Source organism: Alteribacter salitolerans, assembly GCF_016901055.1.
GTDB classification, from domain to species: Bacteria; Bacillota; Bacilli; order Bacillales; family Salisediminibacteriaceae; genus Alteribacter; species Alteribacter keqinensis.
This window is the reverse complement of sequence record NZ_JAFEUX010000011.1, coordinates 104,516-124,028: the sequence shown is the minus strand read 5'-3', so window position 1 is coordinate 124,028 and position 19,513 is coordinate 104,516. Positions and strand designations below refer to the sequence as shown.

General features: G+C 42.7%; 19 protein-coding genes and 1 pseudogene. 4 read left to right on the top strand and 16 right to left on the bottom strand.

Features of this window, described 5'->3' with window-relative positions; genetic code table 11:
• Window positions 1–293: 293 nt before the first annotated feature.
• From JSY36_RS17810 to JSY36_RS17795, 4 genes are all read right to left on the bottom strand, one after another.
• Window positions 294–1,130: a cupin domain-containing protein gene (locus tag JSY36_RS17810; protein WP_236785114.1), complete on the bottom strand. Its 837-nt coding sequence runs from the start codon at window positions 1,128–1,130 to the stop codon at window positions 294–296.
• Between the two features lie 152 nt (window positions 1,131–1,282).
• Complete coding sequence (locus JSY36_RS17805; RefSeq protein WP_205167398.1) at window positions 1,283–2,134, bottom strand: AraC family transcriptional regulator; 852 nt, start codon at window positions 2,132–2,134, stop codon at window positions 1,283–1,285.
• 115 nt (window positions 2,135–2,249) lie between these two features.
• Complete coding sequence (locus JSY36_RS17800) at window positions 2,250–2,948, bottom strand: L-2-amino-thiazoline-4-carboxylic acid hydrolase (protein WP_205167397.1); 699 nt, start codon at window positions 2,946–2,948, stop codon at window positions 2,250–2,252.
• A 272-nt stretch (window positions 2,949–3,220) separates the two neighbouring features.
• A complete protein-coding gene (locus JSY36_RS17795; protein WP_205167396.1) occupies window positions 3,221–4,723 on the bottom strand; it encodes a malate:quinone oxidoreductase in 1,503 nt (500 codons plus the stop codon).
• Window positions 4,724–5,155: 432 nt separating this feature from the next.
• Between JSY36_RS17795 and JSY36_RS17790 the strand changes: the two genes are divergently transcribed.
• Window positions 5,156–5,818 carry a phosphatase PAP2 family protein gene (locus JSY36_RS17790; RefSeq protein ID WP_205167395.1) on the top strand — a complete coding sequence of 221 codons (663 nt, stop codon included), beginning with the start codon at window positions 5,156–5,158 and terminating at the stop codon, window positions 5,816–5,818.
• Window positions 5,819–5,906: 88 nt separating this feature from the next.
• Window positions 5,907–6,857, top strand: coding sequence for an arsenic resistance protein (locus JSY36_RS17785; RefSeq protein WP_205167394.1), 951 nt, complete (start codon window positions 5,907–5,909; stop codon window positions 6,855–6,857).
• 21 nt (window positions 6,858–6,878) lie between these two features.
• Here JSY36_RS17785 and JSY36_RS17780 read toward each other — a convergent pair.
• From JSY36_RS17780 to JSY36_RS17760, 5 genes and pseudogenes are all read right to left on the bottom strand, one after another.
• Window positions 6,879–7,327: pseudogene (locus JSY36_RS17780) on the bottom strand (putative iron-sulfur cluster-binding metallochaperone).
• Window positions 7,328–7,357: 30 nt separating this feature from the next.
• Window positions 7,358–8,014 carry a molybdate ABC transporter permease subunit gene (gene modB, locus JSY36_RS17775; protein WP_236785104.1) on the bottom strand — a complete coding sequence of 219 codons (657 nt, stop codon included), beginning with the start codon at window positions 8,012–8,014 and terminating at the stop codon, window positions 7,358–7,360.
• Complete coding sequence (gene modA / locus JSY36_RS17770) at window positions 8,011–8,763, bottom strand: molybdate ABC transporter substrate-binding protein (RefSeq protein ID WP_205167393.1); 753 nt, start codon at window positions 8,761–8,763, stop codon at window positions 8,011–8,013. Before modA ends, modB begins: the two co-directional genes overlap by 4 nt.
• Before the next feature lie 295 nt (window positions 8,764–9,058).
• Window positions 9,059–9,667 carry a zinc dependent phospholipase C family protein gene (locus JSY36_RS17765; protein ID WP_205167392.1) on the bottom strand — a complete coding sequence of 203 codons (609 nt, stop codon included), beginning with the start codon at window positions 9,665–9,667 and terminating at the stop codon, window positions 9,059–9,061.
• Between the two features lie 76 nt (window positions 9,668–9,743).
• Window positions 9,744–10,307 carry a GNAT family N-acetyltransferase gene (locus JSY36_RS17760; RefSeq protein WP_205167391.1) on the bottom strand — a complete coding sequence of 188 codons (564 nt, stop codon included), beginning with the start codon at window positions 10,305–10,307 and terminating at the stop codon, window positions 9,744–9,746.
• A 118-nt stretch (window positions 10,308–10,425) separates the two neighbouring features.
• Here JSY36_RS17760 and JSY36_RS17755 point away from each other — a divergent pair, with 118 nt between their 5' ends.
• The gene (locus JSY36_RS17755) at window positions 10,426–11,418 is read left to right on the top strand and encodes an aldo/keto reductase (RefSeq protein ID WP_205167390.1); all 993 of its coding nucleotides are present in this window, start codon (window positions 10,426–10,428) and stop codon (window positions 11,416–11,418) included.
• 717 nt (window positions 11,419–12,135) lie between these two features.
• Here JSY36_RS17755 and JSY36_RS17750 read toward each other — a convergent pair.
• From JSY36_RS17750 to JSY36_RS17735, 4 genes are all read right to left on the bottom strand, one after another.
• Entirely contained in the window at window positions 12,136–12,819 is a 684-nt protein-coding gene (locus tag JSY36_RS17750; protein ID WP_205167389.1) for a zf-HC2 domain-containing protein, read from the bottom strand.
• A 2-nt stretch (window positions 12,820–12,821) separates the two neighbouring features.
• Window positions 12,822–13,301 (bottom strand): RNA polymerase sigma factor, encoded by a 480-nt coding sequence (locus JSY36_RS17745; RefSeq protein ID WP_336511523.1) that lies wholly within the window; start codon window positions 13,299–13,301, stop codon window positions 12,822–12,824.
• A gap of 214 nt (window positions 13,302–13,515) precedes the next feature.
• On the bottom strand, window positions 13,516–14,034 hold the full coding sequence (gene paiA / locus JSY36_RS17740) for a spermidine/spermine N(1)-acetyltransferase (RefSeq protein WP_205167387.1): 519 nt from the start codon (window positions 14,032–14,034) through the stop codon (window positions 13,516–13,518).
• A gap of 317 nt (window positions 14,035–14,351) precedes the next feature.
• On the bottom strand, window positions 14,352–15,785 hold the full coding sequence (locus JSY36_RS17735; protein WP_205167386.1) for a SpoVR family protein: 1,434 nt from the start codon (window positions 15,783–15,785) through the stop codon (window positions 14,352–14,354).
• A gap of 234 nt (window positions 15,786–16,019) precedes the next feature.
• On the opposite strand from JSY36_RS17735, the gene JSY36_RS17730 reads away from it, so the two are divergent.
• Complete coding sequence (locus tag JSY36_RS17730) at window positions 16,020–17,558, top strand: hypothetical protein (protein ID WP_205167385.1); 1,539 nt, start codon at window positions 16,020–16,022, stop codon at window positions 17,556–17,558.
• A gap of 164 nt (window positions 17,559–17,722) precedes the next feature.
• Here the strand turns inward: JSY36_RS17730 and JSY36_RS17725 are convergent, their stop codons facing one another.
• The 3 genes from JSY36_RS17725 to JSY36_RS17715 all read right to left on the bottom strand — a co-directional run bounded on the left by JSY36_RS17725 (window position 17,723) and on the right by JSY36_RS17715 (window position 19,147).
• Complete coding sequence (locus tag JSY36_RS17725; RefSeq protein WP_205167384.1) at window positions 17,723–18,193, bottom strand: hypothetical protein; 471 nt, start codon at window positions 18,191–18,193, stop codon at window positions 17,723–17,725.
• Between the two features lie 176 nt (window positions 18,194–18,369).
• Entirely contained in the window at window positions 18,370–18,750 is a 381-nt protein-coding gene (gene crcB / locus JSY36_RS17720) for a fluoride efflux transporter CrcB (RefSeq protein WP_205167383.1), read from the bottom strand.
• Window positions 18,743–19,147 (bottom strand): fluoride efflux transporter FluC, encoded by a 405-nt coding sequence (locus JSY36_RS17715; RefSeq protein WP_205167382.1) that lies wholly within the window; start codon window positions 19,145–19,147, stop codon window positions 18,743–18,745. Before JSY36_RS17715 ends, crcB begins: the two co-directional genes overlap by 8 nt.
• Window positions 19,148–19,513 lie beyond the last annotated feature (366 nt).

Sequence of the window (19,513 nt, the reverse complement as noted above, 5' to 3'; positions counted from 1 at the left end):
ATCCTATGTGCCTATATCGGAATAAGGAGATGATTTCCAATCTCCTACCGCGACGCGTCAATCTCACTCCCTTTCTTTTCTAAAATTAGAAAAGGTAAGAAGAGTATTGGATCACCACCTCAATAAAAATTTTTTTTAAAAGAACCAGAAGGGATCTTAACCCCTGGTACATCAACTTTTCCCGAGGGAGTCTGCGTATATTTCATCCGGTATGTTAGCGCATTTTTCGCATTCTAAGCTAAACTCTTTCTTTATGTCCCAGCTTCTTTTATTATTGCCCTGTAATTTCTGGATCAGCTATGGTGATGTTCTTCGGCAGCCATCGCATCTTCTTTCGTTTCATGAACCGTCCCGAACGGATGCTCCGGCGGGGCATAGATCGTATAAAGCTTTAGAGGTTCATCACCTGTATTCGTGAGATTATGCCACTTTCCTGCGGGTACAAAGATCGCATAGTCTGAAGAGGCTCTTGTTTCAAACGTTAAATTATCTTCGCTGTCCCCCATTTGAACCAGTCCTTCACCTTCTTCAATGCGGAGAAACTGATCAACATCAGGATGTACTTCAAGGCCGATGTCTTCTCCCACACCGATACTCATCAGCGTTAACTGCAAATGCTCTCCGGTCCAGAGTGCAGTACGGAATGTATCGTTTTGTTTCGTTATTTCCTCAATATCTACAACGTAAGGGGTTTGACCGTAATCCTGAATGTCATCCCGGTACATGGACCGAACTGCTTCTTCACCTGCTTCCGCCTGCAAAAACACTTGCTTTACTAATGGATAGTGTGAGCTTTGAGCATGTTTGCGGTAATCCTTTGATGCTTCAGACCCCAATTGATGGGCTTTTTTCAGGCCTTCCCGGTAGTCCTGGTACCGGATATCTTCCATATGATAAACAGGCTGTGCCCCGGTGAGTGAGTAATAAAGATTGGCAAACTGGTTAAAGTGCATGTATCTGTTCTGGGCAGCTTGAAGAATGTTCTGCTGCTGATCCTGGTTTGGTGCTTCGTGAGCCAGTCTGCTGTAGAGGTCCACTGCAGTGGCTTCTTTATTCAATCCTTCTTGAATGGCTCCCAGAATTTGATTCAAGGTATTTCTGTAATAGGGATACGAATACACGTCAGTCATTCCTTTCAAAGGCATTTTCTCTACACAATATGCCAGTGACCGGAAAGTGTACGTTGGACTTTTTAAAAGGCTTTCCTGAGTGAAAAAGTAATGAAGCCGAAGTACCTGAAAATCAAAAAACGAGTGGAAGATACTCTCCACCCGTTTGCTTCTTACTTAACCGGAATCCATATTTCCGAGTAATACGATTCACACATTGGATCGCCTTTTTTATACATTTCAAAGTCCATTGTCCCTGCATGTTCGTAGTTACTTGAAGGGAACCATTCAGAGAAGATTTGCTCCCACGCCTTTTGCATAGCATCAGGCATTGAACCGTGAACTTCAAAAACAGCCCATTTTGAAGCAGGAATCGTGATCTGTTCAAATCCCTTCGGCACTGCCCCTTTGAATTCTGCTGCGACCCAGTAATCCAGCATCTCATTTCCTTTACCTACACATACCCCGAGTACCCCTTCAAGGTCTCCGTTATTCAGGTTGAATAGTGTTGCAGACGTTCCGTTTTCGTTTACCTCTCCCCAGAGCTTTGGAATTTCCCGACTTTGCTCGTTATCAACCATGGACATCTCTCTGTGGATGCCAATAGCCTGAAACCCTTCTCTCTCTTCAATTCTGTACTTCATCGCCTTTTCTCCTCTCAACGTTACGTGAATGAGCAGACGATTGTAGCACGAAAGACGAGCACCGGGGTTCCTTGCTTCCTTAGGCGCAATACCGTGCTGCCTGCGAAAGGCTTTTGCAAATGATTCAGGCGTTTCATATCCATAGGTTAAAGCTACATCTATGACTCTCCTGTCTCCCCTGGTCAGCTCTTCTGCTGCAAGAGTGAGCCTTCGTTTACGGATGTATTCTCCCACAGTCATGCCGGTCAATACCGTGAAGGCTTTTTGCAGATGAGCCGGTGACATGTGGGCAGTCCTGGCGGCTTTCTCTATGGGAACAGAATCCGGCAACGCTTTTTCAATTAAGTCAATCGTTTGCTTTAAAGACTCGACCAACGTCATACAATCACCTCCCGATCTCATCTTATCTCCCCGCAACTATGGCATCCTGTCATTTTTAATCCGGTAAAGACCGGTTTATGAAATAAAATGAAGAGTCTTTATTGTGCAAACAGGCTTATTTTTTAAGCTTAAATTTAAACTCACAAACGCCTTCCTTTAATACATATTGATCATGGTCCACTTCAAAATCTTTGTTATAGCCTTTAGCAATGGATGGATCGATCATTTCACAATATAAAATCCCGTATTCGCCCATATTGTCGTCTGCCCACTGCTTTCCAAACGGGCACGCTGTAAATGTCTGTTGAATCACCTCAGGGTAATGGTGTGTTTCCATTTCAAAGAGTTCACTTCGTCCCATATCATAGTTTGACAGGTAATTTTCGATCGTATTATCCTGACCAAGGTGTGCGGCTCTTTCTGCAATCCCTTTCCCTCTTGCTTCGCCGAAGGTTCTGACACCTTCACGAACCGCATCTTTTCCTCTTCCGCCATACTCATCCACCACAGATTTGGCGGTCTGACCGAACAATCCGGCCATCTGACTGTATATATCTGCTTCATTCTGATCCAGCTTTTTCTTATCAACATGCGTTGGTATGTAGTTACTTAAGACGTGCCTTTCTCCTTCATCGGAAGCTCTTAATGATATATTTTGTGCCAGATCACAACCGAATCTGTTTACGCCTTTTTGAATCAGCTCTTTTCCAGTTTCTCCGAATGCAGCGGACACTGACGCTTCCACATGGGTAAACAGTCTGGCTGTAATACGGTACATGGACAACGCAGGTAAAGGCTTGCTTTCTATATTCATTCAGTCATCCTCCTCTCTTCATGCCAATGTTTTCGTTAATTTCTTCTGACAGTAACCAGTTCACTGATAAAGTCCATATCACGTCATCACGTCGGGAATCTGGTGTGATTGTTCTGCCTTGATTTTTCTGATTTGAGGGCACTGTTCCGCCCTTTGTGGGCCATTCCTCTGCCAGCTAAGCTGATATACACCTAAGCAATTTACTCAAAGTAACACTGCCTTTCAAGAAAGAACCTTCAATCATGGGAAAGATCGAAGGTTCTTGATTTTAATTAACTAATGACCAGCTCTTTTTCGCTCAAGGCAAGTATCTCTGCTGTTGATGCCTGAATTTCTCTGAACATTTCAGGATTATCCGACAGGGAGACACCATAAGAAGGAATCATTTGTTTAATTTTTGGTTCCCACTCATTCATATGCTGCGGGAAGCATCTTTCCAGTACCTCAAGCATGACATGAACAGCTGTGGAAGCGCCCGGAGAAGCACCAAGCAGTGCAGCAATGGACCCGTCAGCGGCGCTCACCACTTCCGTACCAAATTGAAGGGTTCCTTTACCGCCATCCTCGGTATCCTTAATCACCTGCACACGCTGACCTGCTGTTACGATCTCCCAATCCTCACTTTTTGCGTTCGGGATAAAATCACGTAACTCATCCATGCGCTTTTCATTGGTTAACAGCACCTGCTGGATCAAAAATTTTGTCAACGCCATTTCCTTTACGCCTGCAGCAAGCATTGTAAGGACATTGTTCGGCTTTACACTGGTGATTAAATCAAGGTTTGAACCTGTCTTTAAAAACTTTGGCGAGAAGCCTGCAAACGGTCCGAACAGCAGCGCTTTCTCATTATCAATATATCTTGTATCAAGGTGTGGGACAGACATTGGCGGAGCGCCTGACTTCGCTTTACCATAGACTTTTGCATGGTGCATGGCTGTAACTTCAGGATTTTTACACACCATAAACAGCCCGCTTACAGGAAATCCTCCAATCTGTTTTGATTCAGGAATCCCTGTCTTCTGCAGTAAATGAAGGCTTCCTCCCCCGCCACCGATAAAGACAAACTTCGCCGTATGGTGTTCAATATTACCGCTTTCATTATTATGCACTTTTACTTCCCATGAACCGTCGCTTGAGCGTTTAAGATCCTCAACACTGTGGTTGTAGTTAATCTCGACGTTTTCACTCTTCAGGTGGTCAAACAACGTGCAGGTTAACGCACCAAAGTTAACATCCGTTCCGGTGTCAATTTTTGTAGCAGCTATTGGTTCATTTGTTGTGCGGCCTTCCATGACAAGAGGCAGCCACTCCTTCAGCTTTTCAGGGTCATCGGAGTATTCCATCTCCTCAAACAACGGGTTATCTGACAGCGCTTCCATACGTTTCTTTAAAAAAGTAACGTTCTCTTCCCCTTGCACAAGACTCATATGAGGTATAGGCATGATAAAGTCCTGTGGCTGACGAATAAGACCGCAGTTCACAAGGTAGGACCAAAACTGCCTTGAAATTTGAAACTGTTCATTGACCTTTACGGCTTTACTGATATCTATTGATCCGTCAGGTTTTTCTGATGTATAGTTAAGTTCGCACAGTGCAGCATGGCCTGTACCGGCATTGTTCCACTGGTTGGAACTTTCTTCACCTGCATTAGCCAGCTTTTCAAAAACTTTAATTTCCCAGTCCGGTGCCAATTCTTTCAGTAAAGATCCCAAAGTGGCGCTCATGACTCCGGCACCAATTAAGATAACGTCTGTTTTCTTCTGGATGATACTCATTATAGGCCTCCTTATCACATGCACAAAAAAGAACAGGCTGTCCTGCCAAGGTCACAAAGCCCCGCTCAGGAACATCCCTTTTCTATTTCATAAAAAACATATCCATTGTCTATTATAATAATTTCCACATTAAAATATCTAGTATTATCTGATAATTATATACTATTTTATGTAGGGAATAAAGCGGGAGATTCATCAGCAAGTGAATGGTAACTTACAAAAACAATCTCGTTCATGATCTTGTACTGTGGTTTTTTACTATACTGTTAAAACGAAGTGCTTGTTTTCTCAAGACTTTATTGATACTGATGAATTGGATTAGGACAAAGGGAACTGCTCTCCTCAGACAAAATTTCTGATGCACAGTTCAAAGCTTTAAACACTAATGATATAATCATTATTTATCCTTCATTTTGAAATGAGTGACCACTTATGCCAGAGACATACAAAAATCAAAAAATAATTGCGGTAAGCTGTTTTATTCTGTTTATATTTGTTTCGGTTTTATCCATACAGAACCACTTGATCTCTCTTGACCAGGTAATTATCAGGGCAGTGCGGGAGCCTTTGCCTCCTTTCATTGCCGAACTGATGGGAAAAGCCACAAAAATCGGTTCAGGAGAAGTTATTTTAATTATTACAGTCATAATAGGATTTTATTTAATAATCAGAAAAATGTCTGGCTATACCATACTACTGTTTTCACTTGTATTTGGCGGTATATTATTAAATTTTGCTCTTAAGGTTTTGTTCCAGCGTGAGAGGCCTGGTGAAATGAGTGTGATTGAGGTTTTTGGCTATTCACTTGAAATATCTTCCTACAGCTTTCCGAGCGGCCATACGATGAGAAGTGTGATTTTGTTTTCGTTCTTAATTTACTTGTGTTACCACCTGATAAGTAAACAACTGATAAAAATCACTGCAACACTCTTTCTTGTTGGCATTATTCTTACCGTAGCATTAAGCCGAATTGTAACAGGAGCCCATTTCCCAACAGATATTTTTGCTGCAGTCACCATATCCATCACTTGGTTTTACGTTTGCTTAATGGCTTACCGGAAATGGTTTACTGTTTTTAATCCGAATACCCACTAATGCTTTGAAAACATGGAATCGGTGTATCCAATAAAAGATCGTATTAAAATCATCAATGTGTACATTTCACAGGAACTGGTGTGTTGTTATGGGGATATTTGAAAAGCTTTATACGCTTATCATTTTCCTGGCTGTCATGATGGGAATCGGCCTGGGGCAAATAGAGTGGATAAGAACGAATGCGGAACTGCTAATTGTGCCCTTGTTAGTTGCCATGCTTTATATCACTTTCCTGCAGATTCCTTTTGAAGAAGTGAAGAAAGCATTCAAAAATGTCAGGTTTACTTACACTTCAATTATAATCAATTTTGTCTGGGTCCCCGCGTTAGCATGGCTTTTGGCCATGGTTTTCCTCGGAGACAACCCGGCACTGTACATCGGATTTATTATGCTTATGGTCACACCATGCACAGACTGGTACTTGATTTTTACGGGAATTGCGAAAGGAAATGTGGCGCTTTCAGCAGCCATTCTGCCGCTGAATTTATTCTTGCAGGTTCTTCTGCTTCCGGTTTACCTTCTTGTTTTTGGAGGCACCACCGGTGTTATCGAACCTGTCTACTTAATCGAGAGCATTCTCATTGTATTGTTAATACCACTCGTTTTGGCTTTACTTACAAAAAAGGCCATCGGAAACAAAGAGGCAGGAGAAAAGTTTCTCTCCAAGGTCAGCGCCCTGCCCATTCTGTTCCTCAGCCTTGCTATCGTGGCTATGTTTGCCTCACAGGGGCAGTTACTGCTTGATAACCTTGAACTTATCTGGAAAATCACCATACCTCTCTTATTATTTTTTGTGATTAATTTTATCGTCACCCAAAAGGCCGGGCAGGTTATGAAATTCTCTTTATCTGAAAGAACAAGTTTGAGCCTGACCACTCTTGCAAGAAATTCACCAATTGCTTTAGCAATTGCCATGACAGCTTTTCCGGACAAGCCTCTAATTGCAATAACGCTGGTGATCGGCCCGTTGCTGGAACTGCCAATTTTGGCTGTTATATCTCAAGTCCTGCTTGTATTTCATAAAAGAACAACAGCGTAAAAAGGAACAGGGCGGCGCAATTTATGCGCTGCCCTGCTTTATAAACCCTGTGACATTCCCCAAACAGCAGCTGCCCTGAGGGTTGTTTACCTCACACCCGCAACGGTCTTTCTTTATATTCTCGCGTATCTGTTCAATTGGATTTACTTCTTCCGTCTGAATGGCATTTTTAAGTTTCTCTTTTGTCCAGTTAAAGCAGTAGCATACAGGAGTATCAGAGGAAGCATCTTTATGATAGACAGAAACCTTAACGTCTGTTTTCCTATATGTCTTTTTATTCTTATCAAAATATACAACCGGACAATCTTTTGCCGGACAGAAAAAATGAGGTGAACCGGCATCCAGCGTGCCGAGTGAAGCTGGCTTTAACATTGCTTTAACTGTAATTACCTTTACTTTTTTCCTTTATTCCTGCATGACGGGCACAACATGGACTCAACACGTACTTTTCCATAACAGCAATCAGACATTTGTTCTCCTCCTGTATTGAATATTTACTATCACTTAAACCATTTATGCAGCAGTAACAAAAAGAGGATTGTTGTACTTGTTAAAATAACCACCATAATATTGGCCTCCATCATTCTGTTGGCCTGGACAGCATCATAGACAGCAATGGAAAGGGTCTGGGTTTTTCCCGGTATGTTGCCTGCAACCATTAACGTAGCCCCAAACTCTCCCATTGCTCTGGCAAAGCCCAATACAAGCCCGGCAAGGACACCTTTATATGCCAGGGGAATAATGATGTAACGGAGTAACTGAAGTTTACCTGCTCCATCAAGCGCTGCTGCCTGGATAATATTTTTATTGATTGATTCGAATGATGCCTGCATCGGTCTTATTAACAGAGGCAGGGCTGCAATGGCTGCAGCGATAACAGCCGCTTTCCACGTAAAAATAACCGGCTCACCTGTTATCCCCTCAATCCACTGCCCTAACATACTGTTTCTGCCCAATACCACCAGCAGATAATAACCCAGAACGGTTGGAGGTATCACGAGGGGAATCGTAATGATAATGGATAGCAGATTCGTTACTTTATTTTTGGAAAAAGAGAACCACCATGCCAAGAAAAGTCCGATGATAAACGCAAGTACCGTAGCTGTTGAGGCAATTTTAAGGGACAGCCATAACGGTGTTAAGATACTGTCCATCATGGGATATCAAACTCGTATTCGATTAATATTTCCTGTCCTGTACGACTCAGGATGAAGTCCGAAAACCGTTCGCTTAACTCTCTTTTTTCTGTTTGAACAGGAATCCCCAGCGCCTGCAGGATAGGAGCGTGGGTATTTTCCTCTATTAAATCATACTGCAAATTCGTTTCGTTCATTAATGCCAGAGCGATGATTCCCACTTCTGCATTCCCTGATTCCACATATTGATACGACTGTCTTATATTTTCCCCGAAAACCAGCTTAGGTTGTACCTCTTCCCAAATACCCCAGGATTCCAGTGTCTCTTTTGCTGCTTTTCCGTAAGGAGCGTGTTCCGGGTTGGCAATCGTGATCCGTTTTACTTCAGCACTTAAAAGGTAGTCTTTATCCAATACAATGTCCTGCCCGCTGGAAGACAACGCTGCAATTCTGCCAATCCCATAATACGCCTTTGAATCTTCAAAGACAGCCTTTCTCTCAATTAAGTGGTCAATATAGGATTCATGTGCTGCAGCAAATAAATCAAACGGTGCACCTTCCTGTATTTGCTGTGTTAACAGTCCCGTCGATCCATAGGTAAACTCTACAATTATGCCTGTTTCTTCTGTAAAAGCGTCTCCGATGTCAGTGAGTGCGTGGTATAAGTCAGATGCAGCTGCCACATAAATGGTTTCACTCTCATTCTCACTTCCTGCGCAGCCCGTTAAGAAGACTATGAAAAATACCATCAGTGAATGTTTCCTTATCATATGTAAACCTTCCTCAGCTTTCCTATTATGAAGCATAAATTAATCTTAGCATTAAACATGTCAATGGTGTAAAGGGGCAATAAAATAAGCTGCCCGGGCAGCTTATTGATCCAGTATGACACCTGAGAACTCTCCTTTTACCAATTCTTTTTCATTCTGGTTCAACATCCCTATGGGTAAACGTCCGTTCACATGTAAGGGTATTTCCTGCTTTTAATGACATGGAAATCTCCTACTCTTCATCGGGATGAAGTCTGCCTGCCCTTCGCTGATTCTCAGACTATTTATAAGCCGACTAATTCAGTACCTCCCTTATATTCACCATACCCTTATCTACCGATGTCTCTATATACCCGATGATCTGACTCAATGTAAACACCGTTAACCTTTGATCAATTACTTTTTGATCATAGTCCATATCCCCTGTCAGATAAGGAATGAATTCTTTAACTTCTTTGGATTTAACCTCCTGCAAATCAATGATGTCCGAAGTATAACGGAGCTGTTCTTTCAACTGTTCTGTATACCCAAAGTAATCTAATATCTTTCCGTTGAGTACCCTGAAATCCTCATGGTATAAACGGAATATCTCTTTATCAGCTTCCATCCTGTTTTTCAGCCAGGGTAAATAAAACCCTTTCAGCCAGAGATCATCAGCGATTAAATGTGTGAAATATCCCCATATGTAATCGCGCTCTGCTAAGGAATGATATTTTTGCAGAAATCCGTTGTAATCTATGTTTCTGGAATAATCTTCGAGAGACCCCCGGTAGAAGTGTGACAGGTCTTTGGAGGACGCTGCATCCGGAGCAATACCTCCAAGTAAAAACAATGTTTTATCTTCGATTCCCATACGCTCTGCAATTTTATCCGCAATAACGAGGTGCATGATTCTTGAGCCCAAACCAACCTCTCCCTTCTTAGATCATTTCGTTATTCACAACGCTTGCTTACTTGAAACTTGAAATATTCTTAAGTCCTTAATATCTTCTTTGTTTTTTCATCCAATCCTCTCTTATTAATTTCATATTAATTGAATCGATCCATTCTCCTTCACATTCCAACTCATTCTTATCAATACTATCTATAGTAAATCCAACTTTCTCATAGACTTTCCTTGCTCTCGGATTAAAGGCAAACACACATAAAGTCAGCTGATCCAAGACGGTATTCATAAAAACATAATCGACAATAAGCTGAGTTGCTTCAGTGCCTAATCCTTTATTTCTGCCTCCTGGTCCGATGAGGATCCTAAAGTTCATACTTTGATTCTGTTCATCAATGGAATTGACCACCACTTCCCCGACTAATTTGTTTTCGGTTTTATCAATAATGGCAAGATCCAACCGGTCAGTCTGTTCATTTCTAGTACTATACCATTTAAACACTTCTTTTCTATCGTACTCAGATGAGCTCCCCGTTAATTTAATCACTTCTTGGTCTTTCAAACATTCTTCTAAATAAGGAAAATCCTCCACTGTATTAAAAGGTCTTAATATTACCTTTTCTCCCGGGATCGTTGGTTTGTTAGTGAAATCCGCCATTTGTCTGCCTCCGTTCATCTTTTCTATCATTCTAATTATATCAGGATATTTCTGAAGTCGTTTAATCCTGGTAGCGAAAGGGTAATTCCTGACGTAGACGGTCTATAGGAGGGAAATCATGAGTCATTTAAAACATGGATTAAACAAAAAGATAGGTCTGGGAACGGCACCTCTCGGCAATATGTTCCGTAACGTTCCCGATGAGGAAGCACTTGCAACCATTCAAACCGCCTGGGACGCAGGAATCCGCTATTTCGATACAGCTCCTTTTTACGGATTTGGACTCTCTGAACTGCGGCTTGGAAAAGTGCTGCTGGAATACAATCGAAATGATTATATTCTCAGCTCTAAAGTAGGCAGAATAATTTTGGATGAAGAAGAAGATAAATCCGGGCTTTTTGAAGACGGGCGCAAGAACAAACTGGTTACCGATTATACTGAGGACGGTACACTCCGCTCTATCGAAGACAGCCTTACCCGTTTGAATACCGACCACCTGGACATTCTTTTTGTCCACGATCTTTCACCTGACTTTCTTGGTAACGAATGGACAGAGAAATTTGAAGAAGCCCGTAAAGGAGCCTTCCCGGTCTTGGAACAACTTCGTAAAGAGGGCGTTATTAAGTCCTGGGGGCTCGGTGTAAATACAACTGAGCCAATCGAAAAAATCCTGGAACTAGATGAGGTACAGCCGGATCTTTGTTTAACAGCCACACAATATACACTTATGCAACATGAAAAGGCACTGGAAAAGATGATGCCCCTTGCCGAAAAGAAAGGAATGGGCTTTGTGGTTGGAAGTCCGTATAATTCCGGGGCCCTGCTTGGCGGTGATCACTTTGATTATGCTGAAGCCTCCGAAGAAAAGAAAAGCCACGCCCGGGAATTGAAGGAGATAGCCGAAAAGCATGGTGTAAGCCTGAAAGCAGCTGCATTGCAATTTTCTTCTGCCCACCCCGCAGTCCAGGCAGTAATTCCCGGCTCTACCAGAACCGACCGGATCAAAGAGGATCTGTCTGCTCTTGAAGATGAACGAATTCCTCATGCTTTTTGGGACGAGCTGATAAGCAGGGGGTTTGTGTCTGAAAAGGCTCCTTTGCCGAAGGGATAAGTGAGGAAGTTATAATCTATATCACATTTGGGGGCGTGGACAAAAGTGTTTTAGTTAACGAGGAACCAAACGGATAACATGCAGTGCACCTCATTCGCTCCTGAAATATACTTCGCTTTCCGCGGCGGTGCCGGCGAGCCTCCTCAGGCTCTGCCCTGCGGGGTCTCTCCTGGCCCCCACTGCCGCAGGAGTCTGCGTATATTTCATCCGCTCTGTTGCCGTATCGTTTGGATTCTCAACTAAAGTAAACAATACTCTTCTGTCCATCTTTAATGGTGATGAATTTCTATCCTTTTTTATATTCTTTACCATTGAACATAGCAGTGAGAAAAACAATTCCCAATAGGAAAAATACCGCATTAGACTTAAATGTTGTATCCTGATGCAATTGCATGTCATTAAAATTGACGGACAAAAGATTACAGGTTAACGATACTACACCTATAGTTACAAACAATAAGCTTATTACCAGGTAGACTTTTTCCCATTTTGACATGAGTTTCTCTTTGTTCTTCATGTAAAAAATTAACCTCCCCCCACGAAAAATCAAATTACTCCAGCGAAATTAAATAAAGTATCCTTGTAATATTATACCAGTAGTTAACACTTCTGTAATACTCAATAAGTCATTCAAAAACGCACGAACTCAAACGGAGCTCGTGCGTTAAATCTGCGTCTATGTTATTAGCTGTTCCGTCAGCTTTGTCGTAATGTGCTTTAAAAATTAAACATGTTTTGAATTTCTTCACTTGCGTCCGGCAAATCCATCCCCTTTTCCCAAATCATAATATGATCCTTCGGGGTTCCATAATTAATCGTGGCTATCTCCTTACCACGCACAAGTTCCTGTTCCTCCATATCAATAAAATCATACCCCTTTTCCAAACCTGGCAGGTGTTTATCTGCCTCTTGTTTAATGACCGGTCTTAAAGGAGTGATATAGAAATTCCCTTCTCTGTCCATATGATACTTTATCCTGTTTAAACTATACCCATCATTGATTTCAGCAAAGTAGACCATTTTACCATCCGGTAATTCGCTTACTTCATTAATCTCTACCCTGTCTGTGGGAACGCTCATAATGTGCCATTCAAACAATCCAAAATAACTTAAAACAAGCAGGGAAATAACGAGTGCACCAATAACTCCACCTTTTATAAAGGACCTTATCCGCAATCGCTTCCATGAAGCGGAGATCGTCCTGATCACATGGCTGTCCTTCCTATTCTCACTTATGTCTTCCGGGGCTGTAATATTGTCCTGTATTCTTTCCAACTCTTGTTTACAACTGCTGCATTCCTGGAGATGTTCCTCAACCATTTTGACTGTATCCTCGCTGCACACCTGGTCGTGATACAAAGGCAGCACATCTCTGATAATATTACATGATGCTTTTTCCACCCTCATTCCTCCTTCAGCTTTTCTTGTATTTTCTGCTTACCCCGGTAATAGGTGACTCTCCCCCAACTCTCTGTCTTTTGAAAAAGTTCACTTATCTGCTTAAAGGAAAGTTCTCCAAATACTCTCAGCGTAAATACCTCTTTATAAGGTTCTTCCAGGGAATGCAGCACCTTATGAATGCGGAAGGTTTCTTCTTTATTTACGATCAACGTTTCGATCGTATTTCCACCTGCTTTATCCTTTATCCCCTCTGTATCAAACCGTTTTTGCCTGTTGAGATAAGTAAAGTATGTATTCTTAGCAATCTGGCACAGCCAGACATTGACCCGGCAACGGCCGTTAAAATGATCAATTCCTTTCAACGCCTTATAAAAAGTTTCCTGCGTGATCTCTTCAGCAACCTTTTCGTTACGGCATAACTTCAATACAAACAGGTAAACTTCGCGAAAGTATTGATTGTATATACTCTCAAACTCCTCCACTCTCCCGCCCCCTTTCATAAGTATGACTGTGCCGGCATTCATTCGTTACAAAAAAAATCAAAAAAAAATCAGACACATGAGTCTGGTTAATTCTCTGTATTCAGTGTAACGAATGTTTTTTAGTAAACCAGTGACATGGGGTTCAGTTTATCCACTGTCACTGGTACAACAAGCTTTTATTTGTAAGGTCTGTTTTTATAAATAAAGATCCACCTTATATGAGAGTTTTGATCATAATTAAATCTATTTGTCTTTCATCACCCATATAAAAAGAGTGGGTTGCAGTTTGAACAAATCCCATCCGCTTATAAAAAGCAATGGCACTTTCATTCTGCTCCCATACACCGAGCCATATTTTGTGTTTGTTTTGTTCCAACGCAATTTCAATAGCTTTATTTAGCAGGTATTTACCAAGCCCATGCTTTTGAAAGTTCCGCTTAATATAAATCCTCTCAATTTCAAGCGATTCATCTCCCATTTCTTCAGACTGGGCATCACCGGTATTCACCTTTAAATACCCGGCAACCTCATTTTCGAGGTAAACAATAAAGAATTGAGAAGAATCATTTGATAATTCTTTTTCGACCTGCTTTAAGTTAAATGCTTTTTCAAGATAGGCTTTCATATTTTCAGGTGAATTCTGATCCCTGAACGTCTCATTGAATGTTTCACAGCCAATCTCTTGAAGGTTACGCGAGTCTTCAAGAGTACACTTCTTCAATATTATCGTCATTTGCTATGCCGCTCCTTTATAAAATTATAAGTAAGTAACAGGTTAATTAAGATATTTCCAAAAGCCTTGCAAATAAAGTTAAAGGCCCTTTTATTTTTGGTTTGTTCACAAACTATCCCAATTGTTGAAAAAGTAATCATATGTGTGAAAGACTCACATCTTAATTGACAACATTCTCTATTCTATAACTATTTTACAAATACCTCCATACTACATACATCAAAATCAATCTAGCTTCTAATCGCTTCACTCTTATTGCGGCTTCATAGTTCAAGTATAAAGGAAAAGGTATGACCTGAACGGCCATACCTTTCATTTCACAAATACCTCTTATGAATCTTCTTTCCGTCATACGTAAAAACAATCCTACGGTCACTGAGCACTGTCTCCATATGAACGGGTCGCCCCCAAAGCTGATGAAGGTATGGAAGTGTCTTTTCAAGGTACTTCGTATCAAGCTCAATGTCTTCATACGCATGAGAAATGTAAAGCTCACCGTTCTTCAGATAATCCCCATCCGTAACCTGAAGATAAGGAAACCCGCCATTCACACGGCTTGAGATAAGCTGATCACGCACGGCTTCCCACTGTTTGTCTACGATCTTATAGTCACGGCCTTTCTTCTGAAACAGATACATATCCTCACGCGAGGCCAGTTCTTTTGTTAAATAGTTTCGGATAAACGAAATATCCGATTCAATCTCCCGAACCTCGAACATCTTCTCACGGCCGCTGCCTGGTTTCACACCCTGGCGTTTGATCATGTCTTCTGTTGGGTTATTGTAGCGCTCCTCTATATCTTCAAAGATTTTAATACCTAAATAGTACGGATTAATTTGCGTTTTGGACGGCTGGACAACGCCCGCGTTCAGTTTGGCGTATTCGATCGCTTCGTCTTCTGTGAGGTCCATTTCACGAATAATCCTTTGGTGCCAAAAACTGGCCCATCCTTCGTTCATGATTTTCGTTTCGAGCTGTGGCCAGAAGTAGAGCATTTCTTCCCTCATCATCGTGAGAATATCCCGCTGCCAGTCTTCAAGCTCACGGCTGTATTCTTCAATAAAGAGAAGGATATCCTTTTCCGGTTGGGGCGGAAGCTTTTTCTTCTTTTTCACCATGTCCCTTCGATTAGGCTTCACTTTATCCGCGTTTTCAAGAACCCATAAATCATCGTAGGGACTTGACTTCGTATCGTCATCTTCCTCATCCAGCCAGATATCCTCTTTTGACCATGAAAGCTTCGGCCTTACAAGACTTGGATCGATGTGTTCCTGAATGGCAAGAACTGCATCGAGAAACTTCTCCACTTCTTCCCTCCCGTGAACCATTTCGTAATGGGACACTCGCTCTGCAGTGGACGTCATGCTTTCCACCATATCTCTTCTCGTATTGGAAAAACGGACGTTATTTTTGAAGAAGTCGCAGTGCGCCAATACGTGGGCGACGATCAGCTTGTTTTGAATGAGCGTGTTCGTATCGAGTAAAAAGGCATAGCACGGATCGGAATTGATAACGAGTTCGTAGATTTTGCTCAATCCCAGATCGTACTGCAATTTCATTTTATGAAACTGTTTTCCGAAACTCCAGTGAGAAAAGCGCGTAGGCATGCCATAGGCGCCGAACGTATAAATAATGTCTGCCGGACAGATTTCATATCGCATAGGGTAGTAGTCAAGTCCGAATCCATCCGCAACTTCCGTTATTTCATCAATGGCCCTCATCAACTCTCTATCGTGATCATGACTGGTCATGTTTATTCCCTCCCAATAGCCTGTTAGTAATGTTTATGAAGGAATGGGCGGAAGGATGATGAAATGATGACGATTCGACGCAACTTGTCCGAAAAAGCCTCCTCTGACAGATAAAAACAGAGGAAATTGAACATTTTATTAAAATAGCCATTTGTGATTGTGATCAATTTCACTTTGAGGTATCATAGTAACTTGTGTATACAAATTTTATTATTACATTTAAAGGGGATTTTTATGGAAATTGCTGATCAAATTACGAACCTTCAACTGTTAAATCAGTTCTGGATCATCTTGTTATTCCTTATTCCGATCGTCCTGATCTCAAGAACGGTCGTTGCCGGAACAAGATATTCACCTATACTTATCATCGTTATCTTCGGTCTTGCGATGGGATACCTCCTTGAATCCAGCGGAGTATCCACTCCCGGACTTGAAAACTTCCCGTTAATTGACCTGATGGCGAAAACAACCATCATTGCTCTGACTGTTTCCTTCTTTGTCGGGGGCCAGGAACTGCGTAAGATTCTCGGAAAAAAATCACTGAATGAAGGGGATGACATGGTCGTTCCTTCTGATGAAGAAGTGATTCTGGGTACGGGCAGAACGCAGCTGTTCTTTATCCTGCGTGCTTTCTTCCTGTTATTTGGTATTCAGGGCCTGATGCACATTTTTCTCGGCACAGGTTCAGAGGATATGCTTGCTTCCTATTATCCGCTTGTAGCCTGGATCGGGCTTGTGGGTGCTGTTATCCTTATCGATAACAAAGCGCGGATTTCCAATAAGCATCTTTATTTACGCAAAGGTGTGATTGAAATCATCGTGATTATCGGGATACTGCTCGGTTCTTACTTTGTGGCTCAGATGGTGGCACCGCTTATTGCCCTGCCGCAGATTTTCTTTGCCATGATGATCGCTGCCGGCCTCGGCGCTGTATTTTATCAGTGGACGTTCGGGCCTACACTCCGATCCCTCTTGTTTGCAGGGATTCCGGTTGTACTTGCGGCTAACTTCCTGATCGGGGGCTCCCGCATCGGTGACGCTTTTGCGATTCCGGGAGTAAATGCTGTTCTTGTGTACGGATTCTTCGGACAGCTTCTGTGGATGTTTGGAGGTATTGCCCTTCTTATGTTCTTTGCCAGAACGGCCAACGCGAGAAACCTCGCACCTGGTATGGCCGGTGCCTTGTCCCACTCCGGGCTTACAGGCGCATGTACGGCCGGTGACTTTGGTAAAACAGCCGCAACACGTGCTCCGATTATGATTAACATTCCGTTCTTCGGTCACGTGTTTGTCTTTTCCGTTCTTGCAGTAAGTGCGGAGCGTGGCAGTCTGTGGATGGGGCCTGCCATTGCGATCGTGGTAATTGGGGTCTTCCTGACAATTCTTTCTTTGAAGAATCTTCGCAAATCGGGCGGTGAAGACCGTAAAGAAGTAACCGCTCTGATGCAGTTCTCTTTCGGCTGGCAGCTTTGTGCCGTATTCGGCGGACTTTCGTTCCTGGCCATCAGCTCCCTTTCCATGGATTACGGAGCGATGGCACAGGCTTCCGCCATTTCACACTTTGGTCTGTTTGCTGCGATACAGGAAGGCATGTTCGGATCTGAAGCAGCAACACTCATTCCGTTTATTTTCTCCATGCCGTTCCTGGTACATCCGCTTGTGTTCTTTATGTTCGGTAAAGCGATGGAAAACGGCGGTGAAATGCCGGTTAAGCCTGTATATGTGATGGCCCTTATCGGTCTTGCCGGAATCATTCTGGCTTTGTTTATCTAACGCTCATTTCGTATAGATTTAAACACAGTTATTGTAGTCGAAGTCTGCGTACCCTGCGCTTTCCGCGGGGGGCCCTCATTCGCTGCAATTAACATCCTTATAAAAATAACAAACACAGCTACTCAACTAAAAAAGCCTGGCTCCATGAGAGAGCCAGGCTTTTTTTAGTTGATTTCAGCATTCACTCCGAGACCTTCATCTCTTTCGTTCGATCCTCCGCCCGAAACGTAGGAAAGGTTCACTACTTCATGTTCCCCGGCCCAGTCAATGACGGCTATGATTCTTCTGTTGGAAGGAGTAAGGTCCATTCCGGCTTCCAGGAATGCCTCACCTTCAAACACGAGAACACTCCGCCCCGCTCCCGTATACCAGTCGCGTTCCGGAGTCATAACGGATACGGTAAAGTTCTGCGGCGTCTGCCCTTCTTTTAAATCAAAACGGATGGTGTCACGGGCATGTGTAACCCCATCCTCCCCACGTACAAATGAAGCTTCGACTTTCCATGATTCGGACTCTCCCTGAAACGTAAATGAGGTGTACACTTCTCCTTCTTTTGTCATCCCTTCAACAGCTGAGTAAACAGACACTCCAAGAATTAAGACTAAAAAAGCGAGTAAAGCGACTTTATGTTTCACCGGCAGTCCCTCCTTTTTATTACTTTTCTTGGAAGAAGGGAGGGACTCCTGCAATTTTTTCAAAATACCAGTATATGCTTTTGAAAGTGGGAATATGACGTTTTTTTCGGGGGAGTGCAGATTATTTTTGAGACACGTGTAAAAACGGCCTTCCGGGAAAAATCGGAGACCGTTTTTTATATAAACCAGTAGATGCCTGCGATGAATGCCGCGACTGAGCCGGCAATGCTCAGAACTATGTATAAAAAAGCTTTTTTATATTTTGCGTCATGGAGCAGCGTAACTGCTTCAACGCTGAATGTTGAAAACGTGGTGAATGCCCCGAAGTAGCCGACGCCAAGGAGGAGGAACCAGGGATTGTTGTACTCATAAATCGGTATGCCGCCAAAGAACGCTCCAAAGAAAATACCGAGGCCCAGTGAGCCTAAGAGATTAACAGTCAGCATGGCAACGGGAAACGGCGGGTCCGGATAACGGTGCTGAATTTTTGCTCCCAACAGAAAACGGCTCACCGCTCCCAGTCCGCCTCCAAGTGAGACTAACAGTAAGTTAAACATGGCTTTTTTCCCCCCTCCTTTTGGCAAACCTGTCTGTGATTACAAAACCGATAAACGCCACTAGGAGTCCCCCGAATAGGGAAAGCATCACGTAGAGTCCGGCGCTGAGAACCGTTTTTTCCCCAGCAAGCATAAATGCATCGGCTGCCAGGGTAGACATGGTGGTTAAACTTCCGCAAAATCCAACGCCAAGTCCGGCTTTCCATACTTCATGGGGTTTCCGATGGAGGACGTACCTAGTGAGTACGCCAAGGAGAAAGCTTCCAACGATGTTTTCAATTAGGGTTCCGAGTGGATAAAGGGTAAATAACGTCTGGACGTTTATGTAGTAGCGGACGGTCGTGCCGAGTGCTCCGCCGATAAATATTGCGATAATTAAATGCCAGTTGATTTTCATGGGCGGATCTCCTTTTTAGGGGTAGGAGTTGTAGTGCCGGCTAGGCGAAATTTGACGATTTGTGTCTAATTCTCTTTAAACTAACTAAAGTTCTGCATAAATGGGGGAAAAGTCTTCATAAACCAAAGAAAGTTCTCCATAAATGGCCCGAAAGTCTGCATAAATCGCAAAAAGTTCTCCACAAACCGCTTATGGCCCTGCTTTTTAAGCTCTTCATCTACTTTATAGAAAATAACGCTGGCTTTCAATCATGGCTCCATGGGTTTTTCCAATAAAAAGGAACCAGATCTGGAATTCTTAACATGCTCCCGTGGATTCTTAACATTGAGACGGGTTACCTTCACATTCATACCTGAATTCTTAACA